The 16,694-nt window shown below is 62.8% G+C and carries 20 protein-coding genes and 2 pseudogenes; 16 read left to right on the forward strand and 6 right to left on the reverse strand.

The window, feature by feature from the left end; translation table 11 throughout:
* Entirely contained in the window at positions 1–1,086 is a 1,086-nt protein-coding gene (locus tag APZ15_RS05865; protein ID WP_080981879.1) for a sensor histidine kinase, read from the reverse strand.
* A 414-nt stretch (positions 1,087–1,500) separates the two neighbouring features.
* On the opposite strand from APZ15_RS05865, the gene APZ15_RS05870 reads away from it, so the two are divergent.
* Both APZ15_RS05870 and APZ15_RS05875 read left to right on the forward strand, forming a co-directional pair.
* Entirely contained in the window at positions 1,501–2,043 is a 543-nt protein-coding gene (locus tag APZ15_RS05870; protein ID WP_027788528.1) for a DUF6622 family protein, read from the forward strand.
* A gap of 354 nt (positions 2,044–2,397) precedes the next feature.
* The gene (locus APZ15_RS05875; protein WP_027788527.1) at positions 2,398–2,601 is read left to right on the forward strand and encodes a hypothetical protein; all 204 of its coding nucleotides are present in this window, start codon (positions 2,398–2,400) and stop codon (positions 2,599–2,601) included.
* Between the two features lie 59 nt (positions 2,602–2,660).
* Here APZ15_RS05875 and APZ15_RS05880 read toward each other — a convergent pair whose 3' ends face one another.
* On the reverse strand, positions 2,661–3,461 hold the full coding sequence (locus tag APZ15_RS05880) for a transporter substrate-binding domain-containing protein (RefSeq protein ID WP_027788526.1): 801 nt from the start codon (positions 3,459–3,461) through the stop codon (positions 2,661–2,663).
* 178 nt (positions 3,462–3,639) lie between these two features.
* On the opposite strand from APZ15_RS05880, the pseudogene APZ15_RS42820 reads away from it, so the two are divergent.
* Positions 3,640–3,768: pseudogene (locus APZ15_RS42820) on the forward strand (RHS repeat-associated core domain-containing protein); the annotation flags it as partial.
* Positions 3,769–3,801: 33 nt separating this feature from the next.
* On the opposite strand, the pseudogene APZ15_RS38800 reads toward APZ15_RS42820, so the two are convergent.
* A pseudogene (locus APZ15_RS38800) lies at positions 3,802–3,932 on the reverse strand (IS256 family transposase); the annotation flags it as partial.
* A gap of 362 nt (positions 3,933–4,294) precedes the next feature.
* Between APZ15_RS38800 and APZ15_RS05885 the strand changes: the two are divergent.
* From APZ15_RS05885 to APZ15_RS38805, 8 genes are all read left to right on the forward strand, one after another.
* Positions 4,295–4,603 (forward strand): hypothetical protein, encoded by a 309-nt coding sequence (locus tag APZ15_RS05885; protein ID WP_027788525.1) that lies wholly within the window; start codon positions 4,295–4,297, stop codon positions 4,601–4,603.
* 677 nt (positions 4,604–5,280) lie between these two features.
* Positions 5,281–5,622 carry a hypothetical protein gene (locus APZ15_RS40755; protein WP_138143305.1) on the forward strand — a complete coding sequence of 114 codons (342 nt, stop codon included), beginning with the start codon at positions 5,281–5,283 and terminating at the stop codon, positions 5,620–5,622.
* A 261-nt stretch (positions 5,623–5,883) separates the two neighbouring features.
* Positions 5,884–6,207 carry a DUF7716 domain-containing protein gene (locus APZ15_RS05895; RefSeq protein WP_027788523.1) on the forward strand — a complete coding sequence of 108 codons (324 nt, stop codon included), beginning with the start codon at positions 5,884–5,886 and terminating at the stop codon, positions 6,205–6,207.
* 287 nt (positions 6,208–6,494) lie between these two features.
* A complete protein-coding gene (locus tag APZ15_RS05900; RefSeq protein ID WP_027788522.1) occupies positions 6,495–7,076 on the forward strand; it encodes a hypothetical protein in 582 nt (193 codons plus the stop codon).
* Between the two features lie 103 nt (positions 7,077–7,179).
* On the forward strand, positions 7,180–7,668 hold the full coding sequence (locus tag APZ15_RS05905) for a DUF4265 domain-containing protein (RefSeq protein WP_027788521.1): 489 nt from the start codon (positions 7,180–7,182) through the stop codon (positions 7,666–7,668).
* Between the two features lie 53 nt (positions 7,669–7,721).
* On the forward strand, positions 7,722–8,174 hold the full coding sequence (locus APZ15_RS05910; protein WP_049096227.1) for an SMI1/KNR4 family protein: 453 nt from the start codon (positions 7,722–7,724) through the stop codon (positions 8,172–8,174).
* Positions 8,158–8,523, forward strand: a complete 366-nt coding sequence (locus APZ15_RS05915; RefSeq protein ID WP_034195822.1) for an immunity protein Imm33 domain-containing protein — start codon at positions 8,158–8,160, stop codon at positions 8,521–8,523. The genes APZ15_RS05910 and APZ15_RS05915 overlap by 17 nt, the downstream gene beginning before the upstream one ends.
* The gene (locus APZ15_RS38805; RefSeq protein ID WP_049096226.1) at positions 8,520–9,215 is read left to right on the forward strand and encodes a DUF7716 domain-containing protein; all 696 of its coding nucleotides are present in this window, start codon (positions 8,520–8,522) and stop codon (positions 9,213–9,215) included. The genes APZ15_RS05915 and APZ15_RS38805 overlap by 4 nt, the downstream gene beginning before the upstream one ends.
* Positions 9,216–9,307: 92 nt before the next feature.
* Here the strand turns inward: APZ15_RS38805 and icmH are convergent, their stop codons facing one another.
* The 3 genes from icmH to tssJ form a co-directional block, all read right to left on the reverse strand.
* Positions 9,308–10,090 carry a type IVB secretion system protein IcmH/DotU gene (gene icmH / locus APZ15_RS05925; RefSeq protein WP_027788517.1) on the reverse strand — a complete coding sequence of 261 codons (783 nt, stop codon included), beginning with the start codon at positions 10,088–10,090 and terminating at the stop codon, positions 9,308–9,310.
* Positions 10,087–11,433, reverse strand: coding sequence for a type VI secretion system baseplate subunit TssK (gene tssK / locus APZ15_RS05930; RefSeq protein ID WP_011350756.1), 1,347 nt, complete (start codon positions 11,431–11,433; stop codon positions 10,087–10,089). Before tssK ends, icmH begins: the two co-directional genes overlap by 4 nt.
* A gap of 102 nt (positions 11,434–11,535) precedes the next feature.
* Positions 11,536–12,147, reverse strand: a complete 612-nt coding sequence (tssJ, locus tag APZ15_RS05935) for a type VI secretion system lipoprotein TssJ (protein WP_027788516.1) — start codon at positions 12,145–12,147, stop codon at positions 11,536–11,538.
* A gap of 373 nt (positions 12,148–12,520) precedes the next feature.
* Between tssJ and APZ15_RS05940 the strand changes: the two genes are divergently transcribed.
* The 5 genes from APZ15_RS05940 (at position 12,521) to tssE (ending at position 16,629) form a co-directional block, all read left to right on the forward strand.
* Complete coding sequence (locus APZ15_RS05940) at positions 12,521–13,159, forward strand: tetratricopeptide repeat protein (RefSeq protein WP_027788515.1); 639 nt, start codon at positions 12,521–12,523, stop codon at positions 13,157–13,159.
* Positions 13,160–13,203: 44 nt separating this feature from the next.
* Positions 13,204–13,719 (forward strand): type VI secretion system contractile sheath small subunit, encoded by a 516-nt coding sequence (gene tssB, locus APZ15_RS05945; RefSeq protein WP_027788514.1) that lies wholly within the window; start codon positions 13,204–13,206, stop codon positions 13,717–13,719.
* Between the two features lie 15 nt (positions 13,720–13,734).
* Positions 13,735–15,225: a type VI secretion system contractile sheath large subunit gene (gene tssC / locus APZ15_RS05950; RefSeq protein WP_006477094.1), complete on the forward strand. Its 1,491-nt coding sequence runs from the start codon at positions 13,735–13,737 to the stop codon at positions 15,223–15,225.
* A gap of 70 nt (positions 15,226–15,295) precedes the next feature.
* Entirely contained in the window at positions 15,296–15,799 is a 504-nt protein-coding gene (locus APZ15_RS05955; RefSeq protein WP_006477093.1) for an Hcp family type VI secretion system effector, read from the forward strand.
* Positions 15,800–16,143: 344 nt separating this feature from the next.
* A complete protein-coding gene (tssE, locus tag APZ15_RS05960; RefSeq protein ID WP_021161818.1) occupies positions 16,144–16,629 on the forward strand; it encodes a type VI secretion system baseplate subunit TssE in 486 nt (161 codons plus the stop codon).
* Positions 16,630–16,694 lie beyond the last annotated feature (65 nt).

The following is a 16,694-nucleotide window of genomic DNA, read 5'->3' on the forward strand; positions in this document are numbered from 1 at the left end:
TCAGTCGATCGGGATCAGCAGGGTAGCGGTGACGCCATGCGCGGCGGCGGCGTTCGTTTCGATGCAGACGCGGCCGCGCTCGCCGTGCAGCGTCCGGATGCGCGCCGCGACGTTGGCGAGTCCGACGCCGCCATGCAGGCGCGTGTCGCTTTTGCCGAGGCCGACGCCCGTATCGATCACGTTGAGTTCGAGTTTGTCGCCACGCATCCTGCCGCGAATCACGATCACGCCGCCGTCGATGGACGGCTCGATCCCGTGCAGCAGTGCATTCTCGACGAGCGGTTGCAGCAGCAGCGGCGAGAACGGCAGCGCGTGCAGGTCCGCCGGCACGTCGATCGAATAAGAAAGCCGCTCGCCGAGCCGGATCGATGCGATCTTCAGCAGTGCTTCAACGAGTTCGAGTTCCTCGCCGAGCGTCGACGTCGCATCGCGCGTGCGCCGCAGGCTCGCGCGCAGGTAGCGGTTCAGGCTGTCGAGCATCGTCGATGCGCGGGCCGGGTCGCGCTCGATCAGGCTCTGCACGTTCGCGAGCGTATTGAACAGGAAGTGCGGCTCGATCTGCGCCTGCAGCAGTGCCAGGCGCGCGGCGGTCTCGGCCTGGCGCGCTTCGGCGGCTTCGCGGCGCTCGGTCTCGAGCGTCGCACGCATGCGCATCGATTGCAGGAACAACGATACGCACACGAACAGGATCGCCGAGATGAGCAACGACGGCCCGTAGTTGTCCCACGTTCCGAGGCGGGCGCGCCCGAACACGTGCGGCACGTTCCCGCGGACGATCGCTGCCGATATCTCGAAACCGATGAGCACGCTGGCCGGTGCAATCACGACGGTCTTCAGCGCGAGCCTCGGCTTGCGCGGCAGCAGCCGGTCGGCGGCGTGGCTGAACAGCAGCGCGCAGAAGCCGATCGTGTTGGCGACGACGAGGTAGGGCAGCAGCGGTTCGTTGAAATGGATCGCCCAGAAACCGAGGCCGACGACCGAGTTGAAGCACGCGAACGCGAGCAGCGCGGACGGATCGCGCAGCAGCCGCGGCGGGGCGCCGGCGGGTGGCTGCGGAATCGGCGACGGGTCGGACGTGGCTCGCATGGTGTCGGGTGAAGGTGGGTGCGCGATGCGCCGATGGCCTGACCTTACTGCCGGACGGGCCGATAACGCGCGCGTTGCGACGAACGGCGCGCGGCTTCGACGAAGCGCGTCGGCTGCCGACGGTTGGCCGGTTTCCGCCACGAGTGTAGTGGAAGGCGCTGCGGAAGGACACGGGGTGTTGCCGGTTGCGAGTCGAGCACGAAGCGCCGGCTGGCGGGCGAGGGCGGACCATTCAGCTCGGACGTCGCCGGCGGCCGGATTCGGTGGCGCGTCATTCGTCCCGATTCGCCGGACGATCATCGCCGCGACGCGCAACTCGTCCGCAAATTCCGGCCGCCCGTCGCAAGCCGTGCCGTCTGCCTGAGCGGCGCAGTACGGTGTTGCCGTGTCCACTCCGACCAGGCGACTCCGACCATGTCCGCACTCCTTCACCTGAAGCCTTACGTGTACGTAATGTTCTGCGTGCTGCTCTACATCGGCATCAAGCGCTGTTTCCCGCGCGAGGTGCCGGCGGCACGACCGCTGATCTCGCCGGTCGCGTTCGGGATGCTCGGCATCGTCAGCCTGAACGGGCTCTTTCCGCATGCCGGCATCGACGCGAACGCGATTGCACTGGCGGCCGTCCTGGGCGGCGCGTCGCTGGGCTGGCTGCACGCGAGCCGGTGGCGGCTCGAGTACCGTCCGGCGTCGTCGGGCCTGCGCGTGCGCCTGCCTGGCGACGCCAGCCTGCTCGTCACGCTGATGCTGACGTTCGTCGCCGAAACTGGCATCCATTACGCGGTCGCCGTGCACGCGCCGTGGGCGGCGACGAGCGGCTTCGTGATGCTGTCGTTCGCGGTATGGGGCGTGCTCGTCGGGATGACGCTCGGGCGCGCGGTGAACGTGGTCGTGCGCTGCATGCGCCATGCGAGCGGATCGGCAAGCGGCGGGTTCCCGTATTCGGTCGACCCGCGATGAAGGGCGCGAAACAACCGGCGAGCAGGCAACCGCCGGCCATGCATGCGATGCGATCCGTCTTCGTCTCCTGGATCGGCATCGAATCGAAGCGGCATGTAACGCACGCTGTCTTGCGCCCCGCTTTCCTGTCATGGTCGCGTCATGGTGCGCCCATAACGTTGCACGTTCCCGTCGCGGCGGCATCGCCGGAGCCGGGACGTGCGCAACCCGCTCGCGACGACGTGCCCGCGTCGCAGGCAGGCCTGCCGGGATCTCGCTCCCGGCGGCGCGGCAGTCATGCCACGCGCCATTACATTCGAAAATACGATCGACGCCGGTTCGAACCGGATCGCGGACGATCAGGAGACAGGGACCATGCTGAGCCCGCATGAATTCTCGATGCTGTTGCGCGTTGCACGTGCGCCGGACAGCGTCGATCCGTCGAATCCGGCTTTTGCCGTGCTGGTCGAGAAGCGGCTGGTCGACGATACGCAGATGCGCATGAACGCCGTGGCCGCGCGCCCGGCGCTGACACCGGTCGGCCAGATGCTGCTGGCGCGCTTCGACGAAGCGGCTTGAGGGGACGCGTCACGCATTCACCGAAACGAATGGCGTGACGCGTTGAAGTGTCGGGCCGCTTACTGCGCGACCGGCACCGTCACATCGCTGCCGAACCAGTGCATCGAGATCTTCTTCAGCGTGCCGTCCTTGTGCAGCGAGTCGAGCGCGTCGTTGATCGCCTTCTCGAACTTCGGGTTGCCCTTGCGGAACGGGATCGCCATTTCCTGCTTGCCGCCGTTCAGCACTGCGCCCGCGCGCAGCGGCAGGTTCGACGTCTTGATCATGTACGGCAGCATCAGGCGGTCGTCGAGCGTCGCCTCGATCCGGCCGGCGGCGAGGTCGCGCAGTTTCTCCGGCGCGCCCGGATACGTCTGCACCTCGATGCCCGGCACGGTGCGCGCCATCTGGTCGTAGTTGGTGCCGAGCGTCACGCCGAGCTTCTTGCCCTTGAAATCGTCGAGCGACTTGAAGTTGCGCGTGTCGTCCTTGCGCTGGATCAGCTGGGCGGCCGAGTACGTGTACGGCTCGCTGAAGTCGAGCGCTTCCTTGCGCTGCGGCGTGATCGTGACCTGGTTGACGATCACGTCGAACTTGCCGGCCTGCAGGCCGGCGATGATGCCGCTCCATTCGGTCGGGATGAACTGCGTCTTCACGCCGAGCCTGCCGGCGACGGCGTTCGCGACGTCGACGTCGAAACCCTCGAGCTGGCCGGACGTGCCGCGCGAGTTGAACGGCGGGTACGTGCCCTCGAGGCCGACGCGCAGCACGCCGGCTTTCTTGACCGAGTCGAGCAGGTCGTCGGCGTGCGCGGCGACGGCCGTGAAGCCGAGGGCCGACGCGAGCAGCAGGCCCGACAGCAGGAACTTCGAACGTTTCATCGCAGATCTCCAGAGGTCAGTGTCGTGTGTGGTGAGCGCCGGGTATCGGTCGAACCCGGGGGCGGCCGGAATACGGGCATGTAGACACTACTCGCAACCGCGCCGCGCCGGAAGTCGAATTGGCCCTGATTGAGATCGATTTCAGCAGGGCGGGGGCGGCCGGCCGCGTGATTGGCGGGAGGCGTCGTACAAGGCGTGGGGAGTCGCGCAAGAAGTTGTTGCGCGGGTATCGCGAGTGACGGGCGAAATCACTCGAAATTCACTCCGATTTCAGGGGCAGCAAATTGATGATGAAAGTGGATTGCACGGAGTTGGACGCCTGGACGCGGATTGGCTGGCCTGCTGCAAGCCGTTCGTTGATCGTCGACCGGTTCAGTGTCCCGGGCACCAGTTGCTTGATCAGTGCCGGGTCAAGGTTCAAGCCGTCGTGCCCGGTTCAATCGTCACTTCCTCCTTGCGTTTGCGTGGCATAAAAGTGGTTCCTTGGCTCTCGGTTTATGCCTCACACAAAAGATCGGATAAGCTCCTGCCCGTCGGTCTGGATAGACGGCCTTGTTGCCGACTACGCCGTCGTCGCGGATCTCGATCCGCAGTGATTCGAAAAAATAGTCGCATGCATACATCGCGAAGAAATTGGAACGCTTTCATTCCAATGGGTGAATTTTCATTTTCAAGCCTATGTGTCGCCGCGGGTCTCGCCGTCGCGTGGTCGATAATTTTTATGGGAAAAATTACCAGGCAAAAGAAAATCACCTGGGGTGATGTCAAGACGTGGATCAGGAACGTCATCGATTCGCTCTAGTTGCGAATGGGAAACGACAATAGGATGAGACATGGGCCGGATACTGTGTAAATCGCATGGCGCAACCGGGGTGATACATGTTTCGAGCGATATCGGCGCCGACATGAAAACGGACGCGAGGCGCTTGAAGATTCTCCGTTACGACATCGACTGGCTGGGAGACGGACTCGCCGACATTTCGTACTTTGTTTCGACCGAGGTCGCGAAACAGTTCGGTTTGCCGGAGCCTGGTGATGCGCCGTTTGGATCGGATTTCGAGGATCAGCATGCGGCCGTCTTCGACGGGCTCGTTGCTGTTTGCGACAAGTGTTTTGGCGAGTATCAGAGCAGAGCTGCTTGACCGGTTGGGCTCATCATGTACTGGTCATGTGGCGAAGCGAGCCTACGGATGGGCAGGGAGTCGATATCGAAGCCGACAAGGCGACGTGGCGTCGGACACGTTAACTGGCCGACAGCGCCGAGCCTCGAAGTATTGCCATCGAAGTGCTGCGGATTCCGGGTACCCGCCTGAAGCCGGAACTTAGCGCCGTCGGTCTCCTCGATCCGCAGCGAGTCGAAGAGCAATACCTGATGCATCGCGTCAAGCGGACGGTTCTGCCAACTCAGCGCTTTGGCGATCGCCCTTCAGTAACCGTCTCGATGAAGTCGGGTGATACATCGATGCCATAGTGCTCGGCCAGAGACCTCTGGACCTCACGTACACTCATGTCGCATGCGTACATCGCGAAGAAATTTGAACGCGTTCATTCCAATGAGTGAATTTTCATTTTTAAGCCTATGTGTCGCCGCAGGTCTCGCCGTCGTGTGGTCGATAATTTTTATCGGAAAAATTACGACGCAAAAGAAAATCGCCTGGGGTGATGTCAAGACGTGGATCAGGAACGTTGTCGATTCGCTCTTTGGGATGGGGTAGCGCGGCAAGCGTGCCGACCACGTGCCGCAGGCCGTCGGCTTACACACGCCTCGCTGAACCTGATGGTCGCGATCCTGCGTTGCGAGCGAATCTCATTGAGACATATGACGACTCACTACCCATCCCTCGAAGCGGCTTTTCGGGATCGTCCGGTCCGGATCGCGGACTGGGGATACTTCGAATGCCGGGAGACAGACTTGACTGCATCGGGTGTCGAATTCTTCGACGATGTGGAAGACCCGGGGCCTTGTCGGCGCGCAGCGTTCACGCGAAGCAGTGGGGGCCTCGTCGTGCTGACCGTCTATGGCGATCCCAAAGTCAATGAAGTCGTGTTCGCGTCCGATGCGAAAATTGCAGGGAAAAGCGATTTGCTGAACGCGCTGCCGGAACCATTCCACCGATGGGTCGACATGTTCGAGGTCGTTTATTTCGGCCAACCGGTCTGAATGGCCAGCCGCAGCGGGCAGCCAACACGTTGTTCGATCGCTACACCCACAAAAATGGTGGCAGGTTTCGCCCCTCGCTTCATTGGCATAATCACGACCTTTTGCGGTACCGTGCGCGAGCGCTGATGTCCGATTCCGTGATGCTGACGAACTACGTACGTGCTTTGCGGCGCTCACACGAATCTACCGACGATATCGCACGTGCATGTCACGACGCCGTGCCATCCGCACCGCCAAACGTCACTCCCACCCCTACAACCCATGCTCGCAACAACCGACCTGACGACCGTAGTCAGCCTGAAGCAGATCCTCGAAACGCCCGGCGACTTCTCTGGCTGGCTCCATCTACCACCGAAGCCGTGGACGCTCGATACAGAGGGCGCGTTCTCGGCAGACGCGCAACATGCCGAAGACGATGCGTCGTCCTCGATCGCGCTGCAACCCGGCTGGAGCGTCACGCTGAATAGTGCGACGATCGAAGATATCGTGATCAACGCCCACGACCAAATCGACGAACCGAGCGTTTCGCAGTTGCTCGACGCATTCGTCTTTTACGTAGAGAACGATGAATTCATCCTGTTCTGACGACGTGGTTTGCCACACGTCATCATGAAATCCTGGCGGGACATCCTGATTGCAGCCAATCCGCTCGTTCGATTTCTCGAGGAGGATGCATTTTTGGCGCCGTCTATCTCGGCAATCCTGCGGCGCATTACGTTGTCCGGGATGCGAAGGTCGCAAGTCGTTTAGCGACCGATGACTCCATCGACGATTTCGGTGAATTCATGTGTCGGCATGCGGCTGACAGAGAGACGCGAGACCGGTATCGTTCGCAAGCGATTCGACAAGGCGCCATGTCGCCGGGAGGCACGATGCACGATCGGGATCTGAAGCAGTTTATCGTCGAAATTCGCGACACGGTGGGCGTGCACGCAAGCATCGGCGCACCTGCGCCCGACCATGCAACACCCACGAGCTCCCTCTCCGTGAGCGATGAAATTGCTGCATGGTTCAGCGCACTCGACGATGTCGATCCGTCGATTCCCTGGACCGCTGACGACCTCCTGTTGTACGGCAACCAGGCGAGTCTCGCGCTTGGCCAGACCGGCTATCGTGTCGACGCATCTGGGCGGCGTCTGTCCGGATGGCACGACGACTGGATCGTGCTGGGTCAGATGGGCGGCGATCCCGTTATCGTCGTCCCGGAAGGCGATGTGCTGTTCGACCGCCACGGCGCGGGTTCCTGGGCACCATTGCGCGTTGCGTCATCCCTCACGCACTTCGCCCACGCGCTGTGTATCTGGTGCGAGTTGTACGTTGGAAGGTACTCACGCGATATCTTCGACGACACGTATGAAATCCGCCCGGCATTCCTTGCTGAAGTCCGGGCGCGGATAGGCGAGGCGCTGCCCGATGCGGAAGCGGTGGTGTTCCTGGAGATGGTCGGCGGGTGAGTGCGGGCGAGCAGTCTCGAGCAATGCGCAGGCCAATCCGCAGGCAGCCCCGGGTGACACAAGTGATTGACTGAAACACGGTCTTACTTACGGCGAGAACGAAATGCTTGACCCCGACCAGGATGACGACCTGATCCACGTCTACGCAGGTAGCTCCGGAGATGCACCGGTTCATGAAGAACTTCCCGCGCGTCAGGTCGAGCCGGGCATCTACGAATTGCTGGCATCGCCTGGCCTGGCGCTGAATCTCGCGAAAGGCGATCTTGTCCGCATGGATGACCCCGATCGTCCTGCCACGGTACTGAAGCGCGGCGGAAACTACTGCATCCAGATCTATGGCGACGCGATTCCGGATAGCGACATCAACCGGCTTGCGGATGAGGTCGAATCCGAACTGGGCGGTACGCTCGACGGTTGTTACGGCGGCTCGCTCGCGTTATCGGTGCCGTCCGGTGCGGGAGGCGAGCGAATCCGCGCCGTCTTCGACGGCTTCACGGCAAGAACCGGCCTTGCCTGGTACTACGCGAACATCTACCGGAACTTCGAGGATCCGGACGACGAAACGCTGCTCGACTGGTGGCTCGAGTCGTGACGGTGCAAAATCGAACCCGTGTATGTCGGGGATACCGACAGGAAGATCAACCGATGCCCCCCACGCCGACCATCGGCACGACCGTGGCCGAGATCGAAGCGGCCGAAGCATTACTCGGCCGCGCGTTGCCGCGTTCGTTCGCCGCATGGCTGCTTCTCAACAACGGCCGGTCGCTCGGCGGACTGCCCGTGTTCCCCGTCTTCGATGCGCGCAATCCGCGCAGGACGTGGAATTCGATCGTGCGGCGCTACGACGAAGGCTGGCGCGCGTGGCGAGACAATTTCGACCATACGGATGCCGATTTCTCGCACTTGTTGCCGTTTGCCGAGTTCGGGACAGGTGACTACTACTGCTTCGACTACGACCGGACAGCGGCATCGTGCGAGCCGGCCGTCGTCCTTTGGTCGCACGAGACGGGCGAGACGACGCCGGTATCCGACAGTTTCACGGCCTTTCTGTCGATGCGGGGCGCCATGGAGGGGGCGGGAAATGAACCTGACGAATGATCCGGCCGAGTGGCGTGAGCGCCAGGAGGCCATGTGTGCGCGATACGCTCTGCGCGCTGCCGAACCCGAGCACAAGGTTGCGGTCGCGATATCGACGCTCGGGCGGATGCCTGTCTATGGCACGCGGATCGCGCTGTCGGAAGGCGATGACATCGGCTGGTTTTTCCACTGCGGCGAATATTCGGACGCGCCCGATTTCTACCAGCCGCTGCACGCCGCACATCTGCCCACCTACCTGCCGCTCGTCTTGCCCTATTTGATGCTGCCGCCCGGCGCGCGTTTCATCATCGACGACGCCGGCTACGAAGACGTCTGGATGGATCTGCCCGGCAACGAGGCGTCGCGATGAGTGCGCGGCAGACCTTTCGCAAGGCGCTGATGCTGCTCGATCATGGCATGACGGATCGAGGCGAAGCCGTGCTGCATCTTGCGCTGACCGAGGCCGAGCAGGAGGGCGATCGCGTTGCACTCGCCCAGTCGCTCGTCGCGCTGGGCGATCTGATGTGCGAGACGTCACGCAGTGGATCGGCGCGTCCGTTCCTGGAGCGGGCGCTTGCGGCGGCACGAGACCTCGATGCCGGCCTGCTGGCGTGCGAGCGTGACAGGGCCGAACGATTGCTGGCGCGTATCGAATGCGAGCGCATCGGATTGCAGATTCGCGGCCCGGAAGATTTCAAGAACAGGACGTTCACGCTTGCCGACTTCATCGCGGTTGTGCGAGCGAAGGCCGAACGGCCGGCGGGCTACGATCCGGCGTGGCAATACGATGTGTACGGAAATGACGGCGATGCAGACTGGTGCCCGCGGCAGACGATCTATATCGCCGACAAGGTACAGGTCGACGACGAGGATCGCGAGCGCTACCCCGAACGTGTCACTGAGCTCGGTTACGTATTCCGCTACTCGTGCGAGCACTTCCAGGACGTCGTCGATCTGGCCTGTCGTCAGAAACCGGGCGCGTCGATCGACGACCTCGTCCGCTGTCTTAACCACTTCGATCGCCACGACGACTTCCTCGATCTGGATTCGAACGGCGAGTAGCCGCGAGCACGACGAATGGGACGTCGCAACAAAAAAGGACCGCCGGGGCGGTCCTTTCTCATCGTGAAGCGAGGCCGAGAAACCTCCGCCCCTCAAGGCAGCGAAATCGTCAAATTGGCCGATTCCGGCCCGACCTTGATGACCTGCGAATAAGGCGCCAACGCCTGCAGCGTCTTGTCCTTCAGATACGTATTGAGCCCGAGATACCCGAGCAGCGCCACCAGCGCAAAAACCGCCCCGATCGCCCAAACCGGCACTTCGCGTTTGAGTCGATGCGCGATCTGATCCGGCAACGGCCAATGCGGCGCGAACGGCGCCCGCTTGCCCTTCATATGCGCGATCTCGTCCCCCAGCCGCGCGGTGAGGTAAGCCAGCTTCTCCGGCCCTTCGAGCAGATACTTGCCCTGGAACCCGAGCAGCAGGCACATATGAAACACCTCGAGCGACTGCAGCCGCGCCGCACCCTGCGCGCGACCTTCCTCGAGATACTGGAAGAACTTCTCCCCCGCGAGCTGCTCGCCGAACAGCACGAGCTGCAGCGGCCGGCGTTCCCAGTCCGTGCGGATCTTGAACTGCGACGACAGCACCATCTCGTCGATGGCCGCGCAGAACGCGAACTTCGCGCCGTACACATCCTCGGCCGCGATATTCAGCTTTTTCGCGCCGCGCTCGAAGTCCGACAGGAATTCCTGGATCCGCGTGCTGAACTCGCTCGCGCTATCCGGTTCCCGCCCGTTCTTGAGCAGGAACAGCATGAAGAACCCGTCGTACAGCAGGTCGAGCAGCGAACGGGCCTGGAACGAGGCGTCCGTCGACGCCGGGGTATGCAGGGGAGGCGGCGCGTTGTCGCCGAACAGGGAAGGCGCGTAGCTCATGATGTGACCGCGATCAGTTCGAACTTCAGGTCATTGATGCCAGTCGGCGCGTAGATCATCGCGGACTGGGCCTGCAGCATGCGCTCGTACAGCGCGCCGCGCGAATCGAGCGCGAAGTAGCAGGCGCCGGGGCGCACCGGAATCGCGGGCGGCACCTGCGGCGTGTACGACAGCCGCACGCCGGGCATGGCCGACAGCACGAGCTTGTCGACGTCGTCGGGCGCGCCGACCTTGAAGCGGGCCGGCACCGCATCGACGAGCTCGACGCTCGGCATGTCCGCGGACACCGCGAGGTAGAACTCGGTCTTGTCGTCGATCTTGCCGGAATCGAGGCGGCCGAGGTGGAACGACGGGCGCACCTCGTCGAGCGTGATCGCGAAGTAGCGCGTCGAGATCACGGTGTCGAGCAGCTCGCGCAGCATCAGGTCGAGACGCGCAAAGCTCGGGCCCGGATCGTCGTGGCGGTACACCGGCAGGTCCGCGAGCGTGTAGCCCTTCGAGAACGTCATCAGCTGGCCCGCGAGGCGCAGCAGTTCCTGGAACAGCCGCTCGGGATGCAGCGCCGAGTGCTGGTGCAGGTGCGCGAGCGTCGCGAACGCGGCGTTCGCGGTGTGCAGCAGCCAGAACGACGCGATGTCGCCCGAGCGGAATTCGATGATGTTCTTCGACGGCTCGCGGTGAAAGCCGTACAGCGCGTTCACCTTCGCCTGCAGCGCATCGACGAGCTGGCGCAGCCGCTGGTGCAGGATCGGCGATGCGTCGATCGCGAGGCACGGCGGCACGAAGCTGTCGTCGATCTCGAAACCGGACGTCGCGGTGCGGCGCACGCGTACGAGCGGCACCGACAGCAGCTGGTCGCGCGGTTCGCTGTGCGCGATCAGCTTGACCTGCGTCTTCAGGAACGTGATGTCGGCTTCGGCTGCGTCGGTGAAGTTGTCGCCGACGCTGGTCTGCTCGCTGACGAAACGCGTCATGAAGCCGGCGGCCGGATCGTCGCTGTAGTTGGTGCCGTTCTCGCGCAGCGGGTGCAGCGCGAGATAGAACACGAATTCGTTGATGCCGTCAGGCAGCGTGTCCAGCGCGATCGGCGGCGGCAGGTCGTCGGCCTGCGGTGCGGCATACAGCGCGCCGTCCGGGAACACGAGCGCGAGCTCGGCCACCCGCAGCACGTTGCTGCCGAGTGCGTCGCGGTCGATGCGCACCGAGCGCACGCCCCAGTTGTACGGCTGGATCGCCTGGATCGATTCGAACAGGCGCGCTTCGTGGTACGCGTCCTGTCGCTGAAAGTGTTGAGGCCGGAGGAACAGCCCTTCCCCCCACAGCACCTTGGCCGAATAACTCATGTCAAATCCGGTTAATGTCGCGTTGCGATGTAATCGATTCGTTCGTGCCCGAATTAAATCGCCAATTGTTAACTCTTGTTAATTGACATTCGTGCGTCATGTTTAACCGCAGGAGACCGAAGAAAGCAAATTCAGCGGTTGCGAAGGCGCACCCTGTTGCGGTGCGATGACGGTGCCATCGGTGACCGTCATCGCGCAATTATGCAGGCCGATGATTATGCCGGATTTCTCCGACTTCACCGGGTCGAACGTCAGTTTCCATCGTTGTAGTGCGGGATCGCGGAACAGCGCGACGATGCCGAACGCTTGCGCTTCGCGCGAAACCTTTTCGGTCGCCGTATAGCGCTGGCCCGGAATCAGCGTGATTTCACGCACGTTCAGCAAATCCGCGCCCAGCGCGGCTTTTTCCTTGGTCGGATCCGTAAATGCGTCGAACGGCGCCTGCTGGAACGACGTCGGGTCCTTCAGCGTATAGAGCCGCACGACGAGCGCGAGCGGCTTGTTGTCGGTCGCGGCGTTCAGGTTCGGCGCCGCGGCGAGCGTGATGCCGAGGCTGCGCGGCGGCTTCTGCGCGTCGGGCACCTCGGGCTTGCCGATGCCGGCCGCGGACATCACGGCGCTCGCGGCCGAGCCGAGCAGCGGGGCGGCCGCGCATCCGGCCAGAAGGGCGCAGGCAACCAGCGGCAGCGCGTAGCGAATCATCAACGATCTCATCGTATTTCCGGCGTGCTGCCTTTATCCCTGTCAAATCTGCCGGGTATTTCCGCGCTCGTTGCGTATCCCCGGCATTGCACTGTTCAACTATTAAGCACGCCCGCGTCGTGGCGAGCGTCCGGAAATTTTTTCCGCCACCCCGGCGGCGCGTCGTGCAACCAGTAAAACTTGCCCATTCCGGCCGAAAGAAAAATCGCTGCGAGCCCGCGGCGAGCGGCCATTGGAGGGGGTAGCGCCCGGTTTTAAAAGGAATTACTCTTCACACGACGATTGAATTATGAAAAATTGATCGGTACTATACCCGCGCGCTTCTTGCAAAGCAAAAGAACCAGATTCTCAACGATTTAAAACTCACGCGCCGGTGGATATAACGATGAAAGACCGTCTCTTCGCAAAACTGTCTGGGGTAGTAGTGGCTTGCGGCGTGATCGCCGGTTGTGCGAGCCAGCCTCCCGCGCCGCCGACTGCAGAGGTGTTCAACAAGTCGCTGGCCGATGCGGACGCAGTTGCGAAGGCGGGGGACCAGGACAAGGCCCTCGGCCTGTATCAGCAGCTCGCGAAGTCGGATCCGACGCGCGAGGAGCCGTGGTCGCGCATCGCGCAAATCCAGTTCGCACAGAACCACTACGGTCAGGCAATCGTTGCCGCGCAGGAAGCGCTGCAGCGTGACGCGACCGACCGTCAGGCGAAGAGCGTGCTGGCCGTGGCCGGCCTGCGGATCGCGACGCAGTCGCTCGGCGAGCTGCGTCAGGATTCGTCGCTCGCGGGCGACGCGAAGTCCGATGCGCAGGCGCTCGCGAAGCAACTGCGCGACACGCTGGGCGAATCGGCGCTGTTCCCGCCGGAGACGAATCCCCGCGCCAGCGGCCGAATCAAGAGGACCCGCACGGTCGTGCACAAGAAAGGCACGACGCCGGCCGCCGAAACCACCGCTACGGTGCCGCCGACGAACACGTCGTCGGGCGGCGCCGCGCCGAAGGGCGGCGACCCGTTCGGTGCACTGCGCAACTGACCGCAACTGACGCGATAACCACAACTAACCTGGGAGCCGTCGAGATGGCCAAGAAAGAAAGCATTCAGAAAAGCTTGCAGAAAATACGGCCGCCGCGCGTCCAATTGACCTACGAGGTCGAGAAGGGCGATGCGATCGAGGTGAAGGAACTGCCGTTCGTCGTCGGGGTCGTCGGCGATCTGGCGGGCCAGTCCGAAATCGAGCAGCCGAAGCTGCGCGACCGCAAGTTCGTCAACATCGATCGCGACAATTTCGACGACGTGATGAAGGCGATCGAGCCGCGTGCCGCGTTCCAGGTGGAAAACCGCCTGAGCGAGGGTGGCGGCAAGTTTGCGGTCGACCTGAAGTTCCGTTCGCTGTCGGATTTCAGCCCGGACGAAGTCGTCGAACAGGTCGAGCCGCTGCGCCGCCTGCTCGAGGCGCGCTCGAAGCTCGCCGACCTGCGCAACAAGCTCGCCGGCAACGACAAGCTCGAGGATCTGCTGTCCGAGGTGCTGAAGAACACGCAGCAGCTGCAGGAGCTCGCGAAGGGCACCGGCGGCGACAAAGACGGCGAATGACGACGGAGTGTTGAGATGAACCAGCAAACGGCTGCGGCCCAAGCGAGCGGCGCGGAATACGCCGCCGGGACTTCGCTGCTCGACGACATCGTCGAGAAGAGCAAGGTCGCGAAATCCGATTCCGAGCATGCGCGTGCGAAGGACCTGATCGGCGAACTCGTGCACCAGGTGCTCGACGGCACGGTGATCGTGTCGGACAACCTGTCGGCCACGATCGACGCGCGCGTCGCGGAACTCGACCGCCTGATTTCCACGCAGCTTTCCGCGGTGATGCACGCACCGGAATTCCAGCGCCTCGAAAGCACGTGGCGCGGGATGGACTATCTGGTCAAGGAAAGCAACACCGGCCAGACGATCAAGATCAAGGCGCTGCACGCACCGAAGCGCGACCTCGTGCGCGACTTCAAGGGCGCGAGCGAATTCGACCAGAGCGCGCTGTTCAAGAAGGTCTACGAAGAGGAATTCGGCACGTTCGGCGGCTCGCCGTTCGGTGCGCTGATCGGCGATTACGAGATCTCGCGCCAGCCGGAAGACATGTACTTCATCGAGCAGATGTCGCACGTCGCGGCGGCCGCGCATGCGCCGTTCATCGCGTCGGCGTCGCCCGAGCTGCTCGGCCTCGAGTCGTTCTCCGACCTCGGCAAGCCGCGTGATCTCGGCAAGGTGTTCGATACGGTCGAATATGCGAAGTGGAAGTCGTTCCGCGACGCCGAAGATTCCCGCTACGTCGGCCTGACGCTGCCGCGCTTCCTCGGTCGCCTGCCGTTCAATCCGAAGGACGGCCAGACCGCGGAGAACTTCAACTTCGTCGAAGACGTCGACGGCACCGACCACGACAAGTACCTGTGGTGCAACGCCGCGTGGGCGTTCGCTGCGCGCCTGACGGCCGCATTCGACGACTTCGGCTGGTGCGCGGCGATCCGCGGCGTCGAAGGCGGTGGCCTCGTCGAGGACCTGCCGACCCACACGTTCAAGACCGACGACGGTGAAGTCGCGCTGAAGTGCCCGACCGAAATCGCGATCACCGATCGCCGCGAGAAGGAACTGAGCGACCTCGGCTTCATTCCGCTCGTTCATTGCAAGAACTCGGATTACGCTGCGTTTTTCGCCGCGCAATCGGTGCAGAAACCGAAAAAATACAGCACCGACAGCGCGAATGCGAACGCCGTCCTGTCCGCCCAGCTTCAGTACATCTTCTCGGTGTCGCGCGTTGCGCACTACCTGAAGGCGATGATGCGGGACAAGATCGGCAGCTTCGCATCGGCGCAGAACGTGGAGACTTTCCTCAACCGGTGGATTTCGCAGTACGTCCTGCTCGACGACAACGCGTCGCAGGAACAGAAGGCGCAATTCCCGCTGCGCGAGGCATCCATACAAGTGTCGGAGATTCCGGGCAAGCCGGGCTCGTATCGTTCGGTCGCGTTCCTGCGCCCGCACTTTCAGCTCGACGAACTCTCGATTTCTCTGCGACTTGTCGCTGATCTGCCCAAACCGGCAAATTCATAAGCGAGTAAATCGCCCGGGCGGGCCGCCTGGGTAGGACGTTAAAACCACCTCTTTGGGGAGTCGAAGGGCCATGTTACATATGCACTTGCAGTTTGGTAGTCCCGCGGTGAAGGGCGAGTCCGCGGACAAGGACCACCAGGGCTGGATCGAACTGAAATCGTGGGATCACTCGATCGTTCAGCCGCGTTCGGCAACCGCATCGACCGCTGGCGGTCACACGATGACGCGTTGCGAGCACGGCGACATGATTTTCACGAAGGAAATCGATTCGTCGAGCCCGCTGCTGTACCAACACGCTTCGGGCGGTACCACGTTCGACGAGGTGACGGTTCATTTCTCGCGCGCTGATGGTGAAGGCAAGCGCGTGCAGTATCTGGAAGTCAAGCTCAAGTACGTGATCATCTCGAGCATCGCCCCGAGCGTTCGCGAGGAAGGTCTGCCGCTCGAGACGTTCTCGCTGAAGTACGCAGCCGTGCAGTGGAAGCAAACCCAGCAGAAGATCGGCGGCAACCAGGGCGGCAACACGCAAGGCGCCTGGAGTCTGACGAAGAACGACAAGACCTACGCGGTCTAAGGTCGGTTGCGGCAACGGGGCGCTCGTCGTCCCGTTGCCGTTTTCGCTGTGAATCAGGGCCTGTTTCCGCTAATAACGGGCTTGCGCTGGCCCCCAGAAGGGCCGAGCGCAAGGATTGCGACGAAGCGAATACTCGACGTATTCGCGAGGAGCGTGACGCGGCGATCGGCCCTTCTGGGGGCCAGCCCCACGAATGATTTTTTCAAACAGGGGAACGTGCGTTGCCGGCCGTATTGCGGCGTCGTTCGTCGCTTGTTTGGCTCGGCCAAACGGCGCTCCTCACTCCTTGCACTACGACCGGCAACACACGTTCGCAAGCCCGTTATTAGCGGAAACAGGCCCTTATGAAACGATTCGAACCCAGTTTTCTCGACAAGCTGTTCGACGACGAACCGCACCTGCCGGCCTCGGCAGCGATGCGGCAATTGTCGCTGGACGAGCTCAAGAACACGGTCGCCCGCGACGTCGAGGCGATCCTCAACACCCGTATCGCCCACACCGAGAACGAACTGGCCACACTGCCGGAGTGCCAGAAGTCGGTGCTGACCTACGGGCTGAACGATTTCGCAGGGCTGAGCCTGGCGAGTCACTACGACCGCGCGTTCATCTGCAAGTCGATCCAGCAGGCCATCGCGCGCCACGAGCCGCGCCTGCAGCAGGTGCAGGTGACGTTCGAGCTGAACGAGCAGGCCACCAACGCGCTCTATTTCGCGATCCAGGCGCTGCTCGTCGTGCACCCGGCCGAGGAGCCGGTGAGTTTCGACGCGATGCTGCAGCCGTCGACGCTGCAGTATTCGGTCACGCGCGCACGCGCCGCAAGAATGCAGTAAATCAAGCCGCCGAGCGGGCCGGACCGCCCGGTGATGGTTCAGGGTCCGGCAGGAAATATTGAGGT

It is taken from the genome of Burkholderia cepacia ATCC 25416 (genome assembly GCF_001411495.1).
GTDB classification, from domain to species: Bacteria; Pseudomonadota; Gammaproteobacteria; order Burkholderiales; family Burkholderiaceae; genus Burkholderia; species Burkholderia cepacia.